This is a genomic window from Mesorhizobium sp. WSM1386, from assembly GCF_055901595.1.
In genome coordinates this window covers 6,616,571-6,634,094 of sequence record NZ_CM148373.1, presented here as the reverse complement: position 1 = coordinate 6,634,094, position 17,524 = coordinate 6,616,571, and the positions used below count along the sequence as shown (strand labels likewise).

General features: G+C 62.4%; 16 protein-coding genes. 5 read left to right on the top strand and 11 right to left on the bottom strand.

What is annotated here, in order from left to right; genetic code table 11:
- Window positions 1-25 precede the first annotated feature (25 nt).
- From AC0NIH_RS32240 to AC0NIH_RS32210, 7 genes are all read right to left on the bottom strand, one after another.
- A complete protein-coding gene (locus AC0NIH_RS32240) occupies window positions 26-1,402 on the bottom strand; it encodes an FGGY-family carbohydrate kinase (RefSeq protein WP_473469142.1) in 1,377 nt (458 codons plus the stop codon).
- Entirely contained in the window at window positions 1,399-1,716 is a 318-nt protein-coding gene (gene rhaM, locus AC0NIH_RS32235) for an L-rhamnose mutarotase (protein WP_023769312.1), read from the bottom strand. Before rhaM ends, AC0NIH_RS32240 begins: the two co-directional genes overlap by 4 nt.
- Window positions 1,716-2,711 carry an ABC transporter permease gene (locus AC0NIH_RS32230; protein WP_023769313.1) on the bottom strand — a complete coding sequence of 332 codons (996 nt, stop codon included), beginning with the start codon at window positions 2,709-2,711 and terminating at the stop codon, window positions 1,716-1,718. The genes rhaM and AC0NIH_RS32230 overlap by 1 nt, the downstream gene beginning before the upstream one ends.
- Window positions 2,708-3,685, bottom strand: a complete 978-nt coding sequence (locus tag AC0NIH_RS32225) for an ABC transporter permease (RefSeq protein WP_473469145.1) — start codon at window positions 3,683-3,685, stop codon at window positions 2,708-2,710. Before AC0NIH_RS32225 ends, AC0NIH_RS32230 begins: the two co-directional genes overlap by 4 nt.
- On the bottom strand, window positions 3,682-5,238 hold the full coding sequence (locus AC0NIH_RS32220; protein WP_473469147.1) for a sugar ABC transporter ATP-binding protein: 1,557 nt from the start codon (window positions 5,236-5,238) through the stop codon (window positions 3,682-3,684). Before AC0NIH_RS32220 ends, AC0NIH_RS32225 begins: the two co-directional genes overlap by 4 nt.
- A gap of 117 nt (window positions 5,239-5,355) precedes the next feature.
- The gene (gene rhaS / locus AC0NIH_RS32215; protein WP_023769316.1) at window positions 5,356-6,351 is read right to left on the bottom strand and encodes a rhamnose ABC transporter substrate-binding protein; all 996 of its coding nucleotides are present in this window, start codon (window positions 6,349-6,351) and stop codon (window positions 5,356-5,358) included.
- Window positions 6,352-6,406: 55 nt separating this feature from the next.
- Entirely contained in the window at window positions 6,407-7,210 is an 804-nt protein-coding gene (locus tag AC0NIH_RS32210) for a DeoR/GlpR family DNA-binding transcription regulator (protein WP_013897232.1), read from the bottom strand.
- A 184-nt stretch (window positions 7,211-7,394) separates the two neighbouring features.
- Here AC0NIH_RS32210 and AC0NIH_RS32205 point away from each other — a divergent pair, with 184 nt between their 5' ends.
- From AC0NIH_RS32205 to ggt, 3 genes are all read left to right on the top strand, one after another.
- Entirely contained in the window at window positions 7,395-9,497 is a 2,103-nt protein-coding gene (locus tag AC0NIH_RS32205) for a bifunctional rhamnulose-1-phosphate aldolase/short-chain dehydrogenase (RefSeq protein WP_473469150.1), read from the top strand.
- A gap of 94 nt (window positions 9,498-9,591) precedes the next feature.
- Window positions 9,592-10,884 carry an L-rhamnose catabolism isomerase gene (rhaI, locus tag AC0NIH_RS32200; RefSeq protein WP_473469152.1) on the top strand — a complete coding sequence of 431 codons (1,293 nt, stop codon included), beginning with the start codon at window positions 9,592-9,594 and terminating at the stop codon, window positions 10,882-10,884.
- A gap of 264 nt (window positions 10,885-11,148) precedes the next feature.
- On the top strand, window positions 11,149-12,885 hold the full coding sequence (gene ggt, locus AC0NIH_RS32195) for a gamma-glutamyltransferase (RefSeq protein WP_473469154.1): 1,737 nt from the start codon (window positions 11,149-11,151) through the stop codon (window positions 12,883-12,885).
- A 111-nt stretch (window positions 12,886-12,996) separates the two neighbouring features.
- Here ggt and AC0NIH_RS32190 read toward each other — a convergent pair whose 3' ends face one another.
- Window positions 12,997-13,338, bottom strand: a complete 342-nt coding sequence (locus AC0NIH_RS32190; protein WP_473469192.1) for a hypothetical protein — start codon at window positions 13,336-13,338, stop codon at window positions 12,997-12,999.
- A gap of 269 nt (window positions 13,339-13,607) precedes the next feature.
- Here AC0NIH_RS32190 and AC0NIH_RS32185 point away from each other — a divergent pair, with 269 nt between their 5' ends.
- Entirely contained in the window at window positions 13,608-13,931 is a 324-nt protein-coding gene (locus AC0NIH_RS32185) for a hypothetical protein (protein ID WP_473469156.1), read from the top strand.
- 9 nt (window positions 13,932-13,940) lie between these two features.
- Here the strand turns inward: AC0NIH_RS32185 and AC0NIH_RS32180 are convergent, their stop codons facing one another.
- From AC0NIH_RS32180 to AC0NIH_RS32170, 3 genes are all read right to left on the bottom strand, one after another.
- Window positions 13,941-14,333, bottom strand: coding sequence for a hypothetical protein (locus AC0NIH_RS32180; RefSeq protein WP_473469159.1), 393 nt, complete (start codon window positions 14,331-14,333; stop codon window positions 13,941-13,943).
- A 341-nt stretch (window positions 14,334-14,674) separates the two neighbouring features.
- Window positions 14,675-15,115 carry a hypothetical protein gene (locus AC0NIH_RS32175; RefSeq protein ID WP_352702123.1) on the bottom strand — a complete coding sequence of 147 codons (441 nt, stop codon included), beginning with the start codon at window positions 15,113-15,115 and terminating at the stop codon, window positions 14,675-14,677.
- A gap of 191 nt (window positions 15,116-15,306) precedes the next feature.
- On the bottom strand, window positions 15,307-15,564 hold the full coding sequence (locus AC0NIH_RS32170) for a hypothetical protein (protein WP_352702129.1): 258 nt from the start codon (window positions 15,562-15,564) through the stop codon (window positions 15,307-15,309).
- A gap of 1,081 nt (window positions 15,565-16,645) precedes the next feature.
- Here AC0NIH_RS32170 and AC0NIH_RS32165 point away from each other — a divergent pair.
- Complete coding sequence (locus tag AC0NIH_RS32165) at window positions 16,646-17,449, top strand: coniferyl-alcohol dehydrogenase (RefSeq protein WP_473469162.1); 804 nt, start codon at window positions 16,646-16,648, stop codon at window positions 17,447-17,449.
- Window positions 17,450-17,524 lie beyond the last annotated feature (75 nt).

The window sequence follows — 17,524 nt, the reverse complement described above, 5'->3', positions numbered from 1 at the left end:
TCCCGGACTCAAACGGATCCTATGATCATCCCCGCGCTTCGACCGCCGCGCGCCAGGCATTGACATAGCCGGCCCAGGCCGCGCTGGTCGGCGGTTCAACTCGCTCGCCTTTGCCGTGCGCTGTCACCTGTTTCGTTGCCAGCAACGCCGCGCCGATGCTGGTGCCGGTGGCGGCCTCCGAGGCAATGACGGTGCGCCCCGTGACCGCCGCCAGCATGCCGACAAACAGCCGGTTGCGGGCAAAGGGCCCCTCGACAGTGGTCGGGCCGTCGGCGCCGATCAGGTCGAGGCAGGTCGCCGTCATCAGCGCCAGATAGAACGAGATGGCGGCGAAGCGCTGGCCGCTGTTCATGTCGTCGGCATCAAGCCATGCCGCGGCCTGATGTGGGAACGGCCCCGACCCCTGCTGGGTCGACGGCAGCAGCAACGTCCTTCGCGCCAGCACGGCGTCGACATCTTCCTCGGTCCAGTTCTCCGGCTGGCCTTCCGTCAACAACGAAAATTCGCGCCCGCCCATGAAGCGGGCCGAGGGAACGGGATCGCCGAGCGCGTTGACATTGACCAGCGTGTCGCGCGCCGGGTCGAGCGTGACCTGTTTGCCGCCGACCGCCATCGACACCACCCAGGTGCCGGTCGAGACAACCGAAAACGGTGGCGCGTCGGATAGAAGATGCGGCAGCAGCGATGCGTTGGAATCGTGCAGGCCGCAAAAAACAGGCGTTTGCGGATCGAGCCCGGTTTGCGCCGCAAGCGCAGGCAGGATCGGGCCGAGGCGATCCCTGGCCGGCCGCACCGGCGCCATCAGCGCGCGCCAACCCAGCCTGTCGACCAGCGACGAAAAATCCGATTTCCACGGGTTCCACAGATCGGTGTGGCAGCCGAGCGAGGTCACCTCGTTGGCGGCGATGCCGGTCAGCCGCAAGGCCCAGTATTGCGGATACATCAGCACGGCGGCGGCTTTTGCGAATTCGGCCGGGAAGCCTTTCTGCTGCCAGAAGAATTGCGCGCCGAGATTGAGGCCGAGCGGCAGGCGCGGCGTGCCGGTCTCGGCGAAGGGCGGGCGAACAACGTCATAGTCCGCCGCCAGCCTGTCGGGGCCGTCGAACTCATAGTCGAGCACAGGCAGCACCAGTTCGCCCGCGGCATCGACCAGCACGCCGGTCGCGCCATGGGTGGTGATGGAGATGGCGTCGATGCCCTCTTGGAGGTTGAGACTTGCCAGGCTGTCGAGGATGAAGGTCCACAGCGCTTCGACATCGTGATGCGGATAAGGCGCCTGGCGCACCGGGGCATTCGCCACGCGGCGCAGCGCAACCTCGCTCAGCGTTGCGAGATCGACCAGCGCCACCTTGGCGTTGGTCTTGCCGATGTCGATCACGGCGATGTGACGCATCGCACTCATTCCATATGGAACACGGTTTCCAGCGGCACCGCCACCGGCTCGTTGTCCGGCTTGGTCTCCATGAGGTCGGCCATATCAGCCCACCAGCGCTGCATCACCGGATGGCCGGGCAAATCGTCCATGCCGTGGTCGTCACGCCGCCACAGCACGCCGAACAGAATGTTGGTCTCCTCGTCAAGGTGAATCGAATAGTCGGAGACGCCGGCCTGCTTCAACAGCGCGACCAGCGACGGCCAGATTTCGTCGTGGCGCTTCTGGTACTCGGCCTTCATGCCGGGCCTGAGCTTCATCTTGAACGCGTATTTCTCAGGCATCAGCGTCCCCCGCGCAGCCGCCGCCAGACGATCGGCAGCGCGATGACGATGATCAGCAGCAGGCCGATGAAGATCGACATGACGATGCCGGGCACGTTGAGCAGGCCGAGCCCGAAGGTCACCAGTCCCATGATGAAGGCGGCGAGCACGACGCCCAGGATGCTGCCGGCGCCGCCAAGGATGCTGACGCCGCCCAGCACCACCATGGTGATGACTTCGAGTTCATAGCCCTGCGCGATCGACGGCCTTGTCGAGCCGAGCCGCGAAGTGATCAGCACCGAGGCAATGCCCGCCATCAGTCCGGTCAGGCAGAACAGGGTGAATTTGATTCGGCCGACGCGCACGCCGGAAAACTGCGCGGCGACCGGATTGTTGCCGATCGCAAAGACGCGGCGGCCGAAGCTCGTGCGATGCAGCAGGAACCAGTAGATGACGGCGGCGATGAGGAAGAGCACCAGTTCGAACGACACCACCCACCAGACGTAGCCCTGGCCGAAGAAAGCAAAACTCTCGGGATAGCCCTTGTAGGCCTGATCGCCGAGAATGATGAAGGCGATGCCGCGAAACAGGCTCATCGTGCCGATGGTGACGACGATGGAGGGCAGGCCGAGCCTTGTCACCAGCAGCCCGTTGAAGGCGCCGCAGCCGAGCCCGACGACGATGCCGATCAGCACCAGCACAGGCGTTCCGGCACCGGCCTGCACCGCCATGCCCATCATGGTCGAGGAAAGCGCGATGATCGCCGCCACCGACAGGTCGATTTCGCCGGAAATGATCAGCAGCGCCATGGCAAAGGCGATCAGCCCCTTCTCGGTGAAGTTGAAGGTCAGGTCCGAGAGCGAATAGGGGTCGAGGAAATAGGGCGAGGCGAAACTGTTGATGGCAAAGATGGCGACCGCCACCACGACCAGCAGCGCTTCCCACGAAAAGATCGCCGAGCGGAACGGCTTGTCCAGCCGGTCTGGAATGTGGCGCGGGGCAGGGATGTCGGTCATGCCGCCTCCGCCTTTCTCAGGATTATGCGGCCCTGCTGGCGTTCGCCGCGCGCGTTGAGCACGACGGCGAGGATGATGGCGCTGCCCGAGATCGCCATCTGCCAGAAGGGCGAGATGTTGATGACCGGCAGAGCGTTGGAGATGATGCCGAGGAACAAGGCGCCGAGCACTGCACCGCCGACCGAGCCGATGCCGCCGGCGATCGAAATGCCGCCGATGACGCAGGCGGCGATGATGTTGAGCTCATAGCCGTTGGCGACCTCGACCGAGGCGATCACATAGCGCGAGATCCAGAGATAACCGGATAGCCCGCCGACCATGCCGGAGATGCAGAAGACGATGAATTTCGTGCGGCCGACATCGATGCCGGCATAGACCGACGCCGTCGGGTTGACGCCGATGGCGTAGATCGAGCGGCCGAGCGCGGTGCGCGTCATCACAACGAAGAACAGCGCGATGACCAAGATGGCGATCCAGGACAGCACCGGTATGCCGATGAAGGCCGCACGCTGGAAGCCGATGAATTCGGGGCTCATCTTGTCGGCATTGACCCAGGCGCCGCCGGACAGGACGAACGTGGCGCCGCGATAGATGGTCAGCGTGCCTAGGGTCACCACGATCGAGGGGATGTTCAGCCGCCACACCAGCAGACCGTTGATGGCGCCAAGCACCAGCCCGACGGCCAGCGCGATGACGATCAGCAGCGGGATCGGGATCGCCGGATGCGCGGCGTTGAGCATCGCCACCACCATGCCGGTGAAGCAGAGGTTCGACGCCATCGACAGGTCGATCGATCGGGTCAGGATGACGACCATCTGGCCGAGCGCCAGGATCATCAGGATCGAGGTGTCGTTGAACACCTGGCGCAGATTGCCGGGATCGGCAAAGGCCGGGAAGCGCGTCGAGATCAGCCCGATCAAAACGACGATCGCCGCAGCCAGCCAGATTTCGCGGTATTTCAACAAAGCCTTCATGCCGCGATCCCCGCTGCCGTCCGGACCAGCGTCTCGGCGTCCAGTTCCTTGTTGTCGTAGACCGCCGCGACCAGCCCTTCGCGCATGACGACGACGCGGTCCGACATGCCGAGGATTTCGGGAAGCTCCGACGATACCATGATCACCGACAGGCCTTGCGCCACCAACTCGGCCATGAAGCCGTGCACCGCGGCCTTGGAGCCGATGTCGATGCCTTTGGTCGGCTCGTCGAGGATGATGACCTTGGGCGCGGTCGCCAGCCATTTGGCGATGACGATCTTCTGCTGGTTGCCGCCCGACAGCGTGCCGACATCCTGGCTGAGCGAGGAGGCCCGGAGGTCGAGCCGCTCCGTGTAGGAGCGGGCGAGCGAAAACTCTTCCGCCAGCCGCAGCAGGCCGGATTTGGACGTGCGCTTGAGTGAAGGCAGCGAGACGTTCTGGAAGATCGGCAGGCCGATCACCACGCCTTGCTTGCCGCGCTCCTCCGGCACATAGACGATGCCGGCCTCGATCGAATCCGCCGCGGATTTCGGCGCGGTCGCCTTGCCGTCCAGCGTGATGGTGCCGCCCGAAATGCGGGTGATGCCTGAAATCGCCTGCATCACCTCGCTGCGCCCGGCGCCGACAAGGCCGTAGAAGCCGAGGATCTCGCCCTTGTGCAGTTCGAAGCCGATGTCGTTGAATTCGGTTGGATGCGAAAGCCCGGAGACGGAGAGCACCGGCGCGCCGATCTGGGCCTTGCGCTGCGGAAAGATGTGATCGACCGAGCGGCCGACCATCATGCGCACGATCTGGCTCTGGGCGGCATCCTTGATCAGGCCTTCGCCGACCATCTCGCCGTCGCGGAACACCGTGTAGCGATCGGCGATCCGATAAATCTCGTCGAACTTGTGGCTGATGAACAGGATCGCCTTGCCTTGCTCCTTGAGAAACTCGATGAGCAAAAACAGCTCCTCGATCTCCTTCATCGAAAGCGCGGCGGTCGGTTCGTCCATGATGACGATCTGCGCGTCGATCGACATGGCGCGCGCCACGGCGACGAGATGCTTGTTGGCGATACCGAGGTCCTTCAGCCGGGCGTCGGCGTCGATATGGCCGGCGTGCATGGTATCGAGCACTTCGCGCGCATTCTTGCGCATCGTGCGCCAGTCGAGGGTGCCGAATCGCGTGCGCGGCGCATGGCCGAGAAAGATGTTTTCGGCAACGCTCAGATCGTCGAACAGCACCGTTTCCTGATGGATGGCGGTGACGCCATGGCCGAAGGCCGCATGCGCGCTGGGCAAGGTGACCGGCTGGCCATCTATGCTGATCGTGCCCGCGTCGGGCTGGTAGATGCCGGTCATGATCTTGACCAGCGTCGACTTTCCGGCGCCATTCTCGCCGATGAGCGCTGTCACCTGGCCAGGATAGAGCGACAGGCTGACATTGTGCAGCGCCCGCACGCCGGGAAAGCTCTTGGAGATGCCGGACAGCGTCAGGCGTGGGACTGCCTTACCCTCCCCCTTGTGGGGAGGGTCGCGAACAATTTGAGCGGGGTGGGGGTCTACTAGCATATCAAGGTCCTGGTGCATGGAGATGTCGCCACCCCCACCCCGTCTCGCCTGCATCGCTTCGCGAAGCCGGCTCGCCGACCCTCCCCACAAGGGGGAGGGTGGTGCGAGCGTCCGAGATCAATAGATCTTGGAGAACTTCTCGATGTTGGACTTGTCGAACTGGAAGGGCGGAGCCATCGCAGCCGAGTTCGAGTCGTCGAGCGTGACCTTGCCGACGCGGCCGATCGACAGCGTCGCACCGGGCTTGGCCTCTTCCTTCTTCACCGCCAGGTCATGGGCGAGGTAGACGGCGGAGTAGCCGAGGTCGATCGGGTTCCAGAGAGCCACCGCCTGGCTGGCGCCGTTGTCGATGAACTTCTTGAACTCGGACGGCAGCGCGAGGCCGGTGACGTTGACCTTGCCGATCAGGTTCGCGTCGGTGACGACCTGGGCGGCGGCGACGACGCCGACGGTGGTCGGCGCGATGATCGCCTTGAGGTTCGGATAGGACTTCAACAGGCCCTTTGCTTCGTCGGTGCTCTTGGCCGAGTCGTCATCGCCATAGACGGTGGCGACCAGTTTGATCTTGGGGAACTTCTCCGGCAGGATTTTCTTGGCCGCGTCGATCCAGGCGTTCTGGTTGGTCGCGGTCGAGGAGGCCGACAGGATGGCGACGTCGCCGCCTTCCGGCAGATAGTCGGCGGCAAGCTTGATGATGGTCTCGCCGATCAGGCCGGTGTCGGACGGGTTGAGGTGAAGCTGGCGGCCTTCCTTGGCGACGCCCGAATCCCAGGAGATGACGGTGATGCCGCGCTCCATGGCCTTCTTCAGCACCGGCACCAGCGCGTCGGCGTCGTTGGCGGAAATCGCGATGGCGTTGACCTTCTGCGCGATCAGCGAATTGACCACTTCGATCTGCGCCTCGGCGGTCGCTTTGGTCGGGCCGGTGTAGATGATGTCGACATCGCCGAGTTCCTTGGCCGCCTCTTCGGCGCCCTTGTTGGCGGCATCGAAGAAGCCGTTGCCGAGCGACTTCACCACCAGCGCGATCTTGACGTTCTCGGCGTAGGCGGCATTCACGAACATGGCGGCGGAAAACGCCGCCGTAACCATCAATTTCTTCAGAAAGCTCATCGAATTTCCTCCCTTGAGCGTTGCATTCCATCGCCGCTGCGGGCGTGAGTTGGCCTCAGGCCTGCAGCGAAGATTCTTCCTTTGCCGATTTGCGGGCGACGATCAGCGTCACCCCCGCGGTCTCCAACATCTTGGCTTCGCGATCCTCGATGCCGTCATCGGTGATGACCGTGGCGATGCGCGACAGGCCGCACAGGATCAGGCTGGAGCGCTTGCGGAATTTCGAGGAGTCGACGAGCACCACCAGCTCGTCGGCCTGGTCGATCAGCTTCTGCTCCGCCTGGATCAACAGCGGATCGCCTTCCATCAGGCCGAGCGGCCCCAACCCTTGAGCACCCATGAACATGCGGCGCGCGTAGAAATTGCGCGTCACGTCATTGTCGAAGGGCGACAGGATGATGTTCTGCTCGCGGTAGATCGTGCCGCCGGACAGCATCACCGTGTTCTTGGAATGCTTGAGCAGATGCTCGGCGATCGGGAATGAATTGGTGAAGATCGGCATGCGCCGGCCGGTCAGGAAATGCACCATCTGGAAGGTCGTGGTGCCGCCATTGATGATGATCGGCTCGCCATCCCCGCACAATTCGACCGCTTCACGCGCAATCGCTCGCTTCTGCGAAGCGTTGATCGTTTCGTTGACGGAAAAGGGCCGGCCGGCGAGCCCGATGAACTGTGGCGGCGAGATTGCCTCGGCGCCGCCGCGCACTCGCCGCAGCCGCTTCTGGACATGCAGTGCCGCGATATCACGCCGGATCGTCGCCTCGGAGGACTCCGTCAGGTCGACCATCTCCTGCACCGTCACCACAGGCTTTTCCTGGACGGCGGACAGAATGATCCTGTGGCGCTCTTTTTCGTGCATGGTTCCTCCCTGCCTGGCCATCTAGGCACTCAAAACGAGCAGTGTCAATCATTTCCGATCATATAATTTCATTGTGCAGTGCAATATGATCGATATTGATCGTTTATGATTGACAATCGGACGGCTTGCGTAGACATTCCCGGCAAAATGGACTGCACCCTTTTGCGTCCCAGGGAGGATACCTATGCTCGACAAGCGCTCCGGCTCGCGCCTGGCCAATCTGTGGGATGATGCGAAAGCCAAGGGGATGAGCGACCCCGAGCTTCTGGTCTATCGCTCGAACACGCTCGGCTCCGACAAGCGCGTCACCAACTATGGCGGTGGCAACACCTCCTCCAAGATCTGGCAGAAGGATCCGCTCAGCGGCGAGACCGTCGAGGTGCTCTGGGTCAAGGGCTCCGGCGGCGACAGCGCCTCGATCAAGCTCGATGGCTTCGCCACGCTCTACATGGACAAATTGCGCGCGCTCAAAGGCCTTTATCGCGGCGTCGAGCATGAGGACGAGATGGTCGGCTTCCTGCCGCACTGCACGTTCAATCTCAATCCGCGCGCGGCCTCGATCGACACGCCGCTGCACGCCTATGTGCCGAAGCCTTTTGTCGACCACATGCATCCCGATGCCATCATCGCCATCGCCGCCGCGAAGGATTCCAAGGCGCTGACGAAAGAGATATTCGGCGACGCCATCGGCTGGTTGCCATGGAAGCGGCCGGGCTTCGAACTTGGCCTGTGGCTGGAGAAATTCTGCATTGAAAACCCCGAGGCCAAGGGTGTCATCCTGGAAAGCCACGGCCTGTTCACCTGGGGCGACACGCCCAAGGAATGCTACGAGACCACGATCTCGGTGATCAACCAGGCGATCGAGTGGTTCGAGCGCCGCTCCGAGGGCCTCGCCATATTCGGCGGCGAAGTGGTGAAGTCGCTCGACGCCGCCGCACGCCGCGCCATCGCGGCGAAACTGATGCCGAAAATCCGCGGCCTGATCTCGGAAAAGAGCCATAAGCTCGGCCATTTCGACGACCAGCCCGCCGTGCTCGAATTCGTCAACTCCAGGGATTTGCGCTCGCTGGCCGCACTTGGCACCTCGTGCCCGGACCACTTCCTGCGCACCAAGATCCGCCCGCTGGTCATCGAGTTCGATCCGGCCAAACCCGATGTCTACGCCGTCATCGCCCGCCTCGCCGACGACATTGCCGCTTATCGCGTCGGCTACCAGGCCTATTACGACAGCTGCAAGCATGCGGACTCGCCCGCCATCCGCGATCCCAACGCCGTCGTCTACCTGATGCCCGGCGTCGGCATGTTCACCTTCGCCGGCGACAAGGCCACCGCGCGCATTTCGGGCGAATTCTACGTCAACGCCATCAATGTCATGCGCGGCGCCTCGACCGTCTCCTCCTATGTCGGCCTGCCCGCGCAGGAAGCCTTCGACATCGAATACTGGCTGCTCGAGGATCTGAAGCTGCAGCGCATGCCCAGACCGAAGTCGCTCGCCGGGCAGATCGCGCTGGTCACCGGCGGCGCCGGCGGCATTGGCCGGGCAACTGCCAACCGGCTGCTGCGCGAAGGCGCCTGCGTGGTGCTGGCCGACATCGACGAGGTCGCGCTCGCCAGCGCCAATGAGGAACTGGCGAACGCCTACGGCAAGGATTTCGTCCGGCCAGTGGTGATCAACGTCACCTCGGAGGACCAGGTCGTCGCGGGCTTCGCCGAGACGGCGGTCGAGTTCGGCGGCATCGACATTCTTGTGTCCAACGCGGGTCTCGCCTCCTCGGCGCCGATCGAGGAGACGACACTGGCGTTGTGGAACAAGAACATGGACATCCTGTCGACCGGCTATTTCCTCGTCTCGCGGGAGGCATTCCGGCTGTTCAGGGTGCAGAAGATCGGCGGCAACGTCGTCTTCGTCGCCTCCAAGAACGGCCTTGCCGCCTCGCCCAACGCCGCCGCCTATTGCACCGCCAAGGCGGCCGAGATCCATCTCGCCAGGTGTCTCGCGCTGGAAGGCGCGGAAGCCCAGATCAGGGTCAACGTCGTCAACCCGGACGCCGTCCTGCGCGGCTCGAAGATCTGGACCGGCGAGTGGAAGGAACAGCGTGCCGCCGCCTACAAGATGTCGACCGACGATCTGGAAGAGCACTACCGCTCGCGCTCGATGCTGAAGCGTTCGGTGTTTCCCGAAGACATCGCCGAGGCGATCTACTTCTTCGCATCCGACATGTCGGCCAAGTCGACCGGCAACATCATCAACGTCGATGCCGGCAACGCGCAGAGCTTTACGCGCTAGGCCTTCTTCCTTCTCCCCGTTCACGGGGAGAAGGTGGCCTGAAGGGCCGGATGAGGGGCAGCGCTGACGGAACGCATTTTGGGAGGAATAGCAGTTGTCCGAAACCATCATCTCCACCGAAATCGTCGAAAAGGACAACGCCGCGCGCAAAGCCAACCTCGAGCGTGACTACGCCTCGCTTGGCGAACGCCTCGACCGTCGCGGCATCGCCATCGACGCCATCCGCGACAAGGTCGAGAAATTCGCGGTGGCCATCCCTTCCTGGGGCGTCGGCACTGGCGGAACACGCTTTGCCCGCTTTCCTGGTGCCGGCGAACCGCGCGACATCTTCGACAAGATCGAGGATTGCGCCGTTATCCAGCAATTGACGCAGGCGACGCCGACCGTCTCCTTGCACATTCCGTGGGACAAGGCCGATCCGAACCGGCTGAAGCAGGCGGCCTCGCGCTTCGGTCTCGGCTTCGACGCCATGAACTCCAACACCTTCTCGGATGCCAGGGACCAGAAGCTGTCCTACAAATTCGGCTCGCTATCGCATGCCGATGCCGGCACCCGCCGGCAAGCGGTCGAGCACAATCTTGAATGCATCGAGATCGGCAGGACGCTGGGCTCCAAGGCGCTGACGGTGTGGATCGGCGACGGCTCGAACTTCCCGGGCCAGGTGAATTTCACCAAGGCGTTCGAGCGCTATCTCGACGCCATGAAGCAAATCTATGCCGGGCTGCCGGCGGACTGGAAGCTGTTCAGCGAACACAAGATGTACGAGCCGGCCTTCTATTCCACCGTCGTGCAGGACTGGGGCACCAACTACATCATCGCCAGGGAGCTGGGCGACAAGGCCTTCTGCCTGGTCGACCTTGGCCACCACGCGCCCAACGTCAACATCGAGATGATCGTGTCGCGGCTGATCCAGTTCCGGAAACTCGGCGGCTTCCACTTCAACGATTCCAAATATGGCGACGACGATCTCGATGCCGGTTCGATCGACCCCTACCGGCTGTTCCTGGTCTTCAACGAACTGGTCGATGCCGAGATCTCCGGCGCCGAAGGTTTCGACCCCGCCCATATGCTCGACCAGAGCCACAACGTCACCGATCCGATCGAAAGCCTGATGCTGTCGGCGGTCGAGGTGCAGCGCGCCTATGCGCAGGCGCTGCTGGTCGACCGCAAGGCGCTCGAAGGCTTCCAGGAGGCCAATGACGCGCTGATGGCGACGCAGACGCTGAAAGCGGCCTACCGCACCGACGTCGAGCCGATCCTCGCCATGGCACGGCTGCAGACCGGCGGCGCCATCGATCCCGTCGCCGCCTACCGTGCCGCGGGCTACCGAGCCAAGGTCGCGGCGGAGCGTCCGGCGGTCGCCGGCGGGAGCGGCGGGATAGTATAGCCCAAAATTCGACGTTTCAGTCGATCCGACAGGGGCGAGGACATCACTTGAGCACCCCCCTCTGCCCTGCCGGGCATCTCCCCCGCAAGGGGGGAGATTGGTCGCTTCATCGGCGGGGCTCTTCCTGCAACGTCGGAGATTGGCGGGGGGAGATGTCCGGCAGGACAGAGGGGGGTGAAGGATCGCCACCCGTTATTATTGGCTGGACTAACCCACCCCAAGAGGGTCTTCTAGACGCACCCCTCACGCTCCCGGAGGCACGCCATGCCGCTCACCCGCAGAACGCTGATCGCCGTCAGTCTATCGTTGATGCTTACTCTTCAGTCGGTGGCGGCTTTCGCTGCCTCGCCGGCGCCGGCCAAGGGCGAACACGGCATGGTGGTTACGGCCCAGCATCTGGCATCCGAAGTCGGCGTCGGGGTGTTGAAGAAGGGCGGCAATGCCGTCGATGCGGCGGTCGCGGTCGGTTATGCACTCGCCGTGGTCTACCCGAACGCCGGCAATATCGGCGGCGGCGGGTTCATGACCATCCGCTTCAAGGACGGCAGGTCGACCTTCCTCGATTTCCGCGAACGCGCGCCGCTGGCGGCGACCAAGACCATGTATCTGGACAAGGACGGCAAACCGGTGAAGGGCGCGAGCCTCGATGGCTACCTCGCCGTCGGCGTGCCGGGCTCGGTGGCCGGCTTCGAGATGGCGCGTGAAAAATATGGGACGCTGTCTCGGCAAGACCTGATGGCCCCGGCGATCACCTATGCCAAGGACGGCTTCGTCCTCAACCAGGGCGATGCCGCGTCCCTTGCCGGCAATGCGGAGCGGCTGGCCAAGGATCCCGCCGCGTCCGCCATTTTCCTGAAGCCCGATGGCAAGCCCTATGGCATCGGCGAGCGGCTGGTCCAGCCTGATCTTGCCGCCTCGCTCTCGGCGATCTCCGACAAAGGTCCTGATGCATTCTACAAAGGCCCCATCGCCGACGCCATCGTCAAGGCAAGCGGCGCCAAGGGCGGCATCCTGGCCAAACCAGATTTCGAGCAATATGCGGTGCGCGAACTCAAACCGGTGACCTGCAGCTATCGCGGCTATGAGATCACATCCTCGCCGCCGCCAAGCTCGGGCGGTGTCATCATCTGCGAGATCCTCAACGTGCTGGAAGGCTATCCGCTGTCCTATCTCGGCGCCGGCTCGGCCGAGACGGTCCATGTCATGGTCGAGGCCATGCGCCATGCCTATGTCGACCGCAATTCGGCACTCGGCGATCCCGATTTCGTCGACAACCCGGTCTCCAAGCTTCTCGACAAGGCTTACGCCAAGGACATCCGCGACAAGATCGATCCGTTCCGGGCCGGGGTCTCGCAGGACCTGATGCCGAAGGGCTTTGGCGAGTCGAAGGAGACGACCCACTACTCCATCATCGACAATGACGGCAATGCGGTCGCGGTGACCTACACGCTGAACGGCTCGTTCGGCGCCGGCGTCGTCGCCGACGGCACCGGCATCCTGCTCAACAACGAGATGGACGATTTCACCCAGAAGCCCGGCGTGCCCAACCTTTATGGGCTGGTCCAGGGCGAGGCCAATGCGATCCAGCCGAAGAAGACGCCGCTGTCATCGATGAGCCCGACCATCGTCGCCAGGGACGGCAAGCCGTTCATGGTCGTCGGCAGCCCGGGCGGCTCGCGCATCATCACCATCACGCTGGAAGCGATCGTCAACGTCATCGACCACGGGATGAACATCCAGGAGGCGATCGACGCGCCGCGCATCCACCACCAGTGGCTGCCCGACACGGTTTACATCGAGCCATTCGGCCTGTCGCCCGACACCGAAAGGTTGCTGGCCGGCATGGGCTATCACCTCGATCTGAGCGACAAGACCTGGGGCCAGGCCGCCGGCATTCTCGTTGGCGGCAAGAGCCTGGCGGAAATCGAGAAGGGCGGCGGCGCGCGCTATAATGGCGCCATCGACAGCCGTGCCGTGTCAGGCGAGGCGCTGGGATATTGACAGGCCCGCGGCCTGTCCCGTCCCGGACGAAACCGGGTTCGCATTTCGGGTTTGCGCTCTGGTTTGCGGCCCGGCCCGAGCCGTCAAGTAACCGCCGTCAAGTAATCGTCGTCAGGTCACCAGCGTGATCGTCGATGCGATCAACATCAGGGCGGCGATGGCGACGAACAGCGCGTAGATGCGCGGCCGGTCGAGCAGAAGCGCGTTTCCGGAGATCCACGCCGATGTGGCGCCGCCCAGCGCGAAAAGGAAGCCGTTGCGGTGGCCGAAGGTCATCGATGCGGCCATCAGCCCGCCAATGATCAGGGCGCCGAACACGATGATCACGGCGACCGCGTATTTTTCGAAATCGTTGCTACCGATCCCCGGCCCGATCGCGTTCAGATTTGGCAGGTCGTCCGGATCGAAAGGGTTGGCCGACCCATACTCGTCTTGACCTAAGGATTCTCGCATCACTCGTTCTCCGCTGACCGGCAACAAACCATCAACACTTGCCGAGCGCAACCCGATCGTATGTCCCCCTACGTGCTGAGTGTCATCTTCAACACGTTCCAGCGGCGCTTGTCACCGCCTTTTCGGGCACATGACTTGACGATCTGGCAATTAGCGCCCGCGTTGGGCAATGCCAGGGATGAATTCGGTTTCCGCTCTTCGCGACTGCGGCCGCGAGTCGCAGCGCCGGGTCTTTCGCCGGAATGGTGGCCTCCTGAGCATCTTAAATCTTGGCTATGAAGATCATGTTTCATAGTCAACCGGCATTGGTCGCTCTAGGCCTAGGGTCCGCAGACAGGCATCGCACGTTGAAAGCAGATCAGGATAACCGGCTGGGCAAGGCAGCCGATCGCCCCTGCGGTCGGATGACCCGGCGCGGCGCGCTTGCTCTGTTCGTGCTGCCTTTGGCCGCAACCATGGTTCGGCCGGCTGACGCAATGCACGCCGGCGAGAACCAGATGTCGATCCTGCCTGTGACAGTCAACCGAGCTGTGCAGACGGCGTTCGCGGTGCGGCAAGGGAATATCGCCGCTGCCGAACGCCTGCCTCGGTAAGAGGCGCCGTCATTCCTGTGAAGGGGGCGCGCTCAATCGACGATAGGGGATGCCATCGAATCTTGCCGTCACAAAATCCGTTACGGACATCCTGCGCTTGCGTCCGTCGCTGCAGGCGTAGACCGGCCAACCGGCATCGCTGCATTCGCTGGCGGCGCAGATGCGCGCCAGGCAGTTACCGATCGTCAGCCGGAAGCCGCCCTTGCCGGCGAAGCCTTGCAACAAGCTGCCATCCGCGGAGCGCCATGTCCGCGCACGGAATTCCGTCCGCAAAAGCGATGGTTCGAGAGGGACCGCAAGATTGGTTTCGCCGGCACGCCCTGCGAACTGCAGACGGAAATGCGCCATTGCAGTCGTGTACGCGGTCACAAGATCCGGTTCGCGAAAATAGGCGATGGCCATATTGGAGCGGTCAAGTAGATGAGACGTACGCTCGCTTGCCACTACCGGCGTCAGCAAGGCAACAAAGACAAGAAAGGCGAAGCAAGCTCGCGACATTTTCCAGCAGCCATATCGATCCCGGCCTGCCGGTTTGGCTCCGGTTGCCCTCCAACAACATCCCGCCAATCGTCGCCCTGCGCAAGCCGCTTGCCGAGACGGTCCAAAGGCGGCGTAGTGTCCAACTCGCAAGGCAACCAGTTAAAGGGCTTGGAGCCGAAGGCGATGACTACGAATTTGCGCGGGCTTGGCGAGGTGCAGGCGGCGTTTGCGATAAGGAGGACACCTGCCGCCAGACAGGTTTCTTAGCCGGCGCGGGCCGGCGGCAGTTCGAACAGATTGGCGCCGTTCTCCTGGCCGCGCTCGACATAGCCGATGATGTGAAACCACCTGGCGACATCGGGTCCTTGGAGCCAGCTGCGGGAGTGGATGGGAAGGTTACCGGCGAGAGCCTGGATATGCCTTATATGCCGCTTGCAGAAACGGACGGTCGAGGCCCGGAAGAAATCATCCTGCGCGGCGAACAGCGTATCGGCGGCGTCGCTGCTTTCATGCCAGGCGATGATGGCCACGGTCTTCTCGCCCTCGGCCAGCGCGTGCGCGCGGCCCTCCTTCAAATTCATCATCAGGTTGTCGTAGGCGATCTTGCTGTCCTTGCCGGCGGCGACGTATTCGTCCGACATCCGCTTGGAGAGACCATGAAAGACGTCCTCGAGATCGCCGAGAGTAGCTGCGCGTGCTCTCATTTCACCTCCTGCAGCCCCAAGGGAAGTTTGCCCTAGGGTTGAAGGGGCGCCAAGCAAATTGAATCCGGATACGGGCCGATCAGAGCAAAGCCGTTCCGCCAGATCACGGGCGAAGTCGCAACGGGGTCTTGGGGAGAAGGTCGACAGTCGCGACGCCGGCCAACCGCTGCACGCGGTCGGCCATGTTTGCCTCAGCCAGCTTTGCCAGTGCGTGCCCGACTTCCTGCGCCGAGTCGTGCCGAAGCCTTCCGCGCTGGCGGATCGATCTTCACCATCTGTCGCTTGGCCTCGCTCACTCGGCGTTGAGCAGACCGTATCCGGCCGCACAACGCCAAGCTGATGCCGACGCCGCAATCGCCTCCGAGCAATTCTTCAGCGCGTTCGAGATCCAGCTTCGCCCGGCTGACACTCTGCCTGGCCTTGGCCAGTTCCATCTCCAGCAGATCCATTCTTCCGCTCCCATTTGGGTTGCGGTCCCTTCGCTTCGTTAACCGCGGCTGATCGCGTTGGTTCCGACAACGACTAATCACGGATGGCGAATTACATATTTGAAGCTGGCCTGATGGGTGGCCGAGGTCGATATTCCGGCCTCTGCCGTGGTTTGAGCGGAACATCAGCCAGCGATACCCGCACCGGCTTGCCGGGCAGCGATGGCACGGCAGCAGCCTGACGCTTGCGCAGCGCGGCTGACAGCTTGGAAACGAAGTCTCGTATCTCCATGGGCGCTCCTCCCGAGCAGCCCCCCGAAGCTTGCATACACTACCGCGGCAATCTCTGCATTTAACTTTGATGTACCGGCAGGCGCTTCGCGACCGGCCCCGGGGACCAAACGGGAAGGCTCAGCTGCGATCCTGCATCTGTGCCTTCTCAAGGCACGACAAGAAACCAAACCCCGGTAGCTGTTCTGGGTGAGATAAGTGTCTGAATTTGCTTGGAAAAATGGTGCCCAGAGGCGGAATCCAAATCAAAGAAATCTGTTTTTGTTTTCAAATGCTTGGAACTCGCGCACCGACGGGACAGTCAACAGAAATACCAACAGAATATTTCTGTGGATTGGTTCGGTTCCAGACCATTGCAAATGAAATGCACCCGCATCCCCACTCAGAAACCTGATCGCTCTTCTCATTAACCGTAGCCCGGGACTAGACATGGGTCTCTTCCATCGGGATTTTGAGGCCTGCACATCTCGGCAATGGCACCGGACGGCTCAGAGGCTGCCTTTGACGGAGATTGAAGTCAAAGCGGCTTTACGCGATGCATCCACAACACGGATGGTTCGCCATAGAAACAATCAATTATGTCAATCTCGCCCGACGCTTCATAAACGAACGCGCCTAACATGCGTCGATTGCCGCGGCTTCGATCGCGCTTGCCTAACTTGGCACGCGCGGGGCGGGCGTGGAGGCCAGTTAGGACTTCATCGGCGAGGCGGCGGCTTGGGTTAGGGAACGCGACGCCTTAACAGCCCAACTGGTTTGGGACGTCTACTCGACGAGAGCGCCGTGCTCGGCCGTCAACTTGGAAAGTCCCATGAAACTTACAGGTAAAACCATTGTCGTAACCGGTGTCTCCTCCCGCGTAGGCAGCGAAGTCGCCCGTCTCGCCCGGCTCGAAGGCGCGCTAGTCATCGGCGTCGATGAAGGTTACGCTATGGCCACGCTGGACGGCTTCATTCAGATCGACCTGAGTGCGCCCGAAGAGATTAACGCAGCGCTTACCCAATTTCCTGGACGCATAGACGGACTTGTGAACGCCGCCAGCGTCCCCGCCATGCTGGATCGTGACATTGTTGCACGTGTGAATTATCTCGGGATACGCCATTTGTCACATGCACTTCTTTGCCGCATGCCCAAGGGCGCTTCGATCGTGAATTTCGCCTCCCTCTCTGAAACCGAGTGGCCCAAGCGCCTTCATCTGCATAAGGATCTCGCCAACGTTCAGAGTTTTGGAGATGGACTAACTTGGCTCGCCGCGCATCCAGTGCCACAGGAAACCTGCTACCAGTATTTCAAGGAGGCATTGATCGTATGGTCGGCCAGCGCGAGCTTCGACCTTTACATGCGGCGGGGCGTCCGCATGAACACGGTGGCGCCTGAACCTGACTTGCACATACTCGGGGATCTCTTCACAAGGCGCGGCCGAGAACCAGTTGAGCGGGAGGTAGGCCGTTTTATCAGGCCCATCGCCCTGTGCGACGAAGCTGTTGGACCCGTCATCTTTCTCCTGTCGGATGACGCCCGCTTTGTCCACGGCTCCAATGTAGCACCTAATCTGGCTGCGTGCCCGACCCCAGACATAGATATTCATGGCCTTGCAAACATTGTTCGGTCCTAGAGGGGACGCCCTCGTTTTGTGGGTGCCCAGTTGATATCGATCTGCCAGACTCACGCGTATCGCCCAGCTATGGAC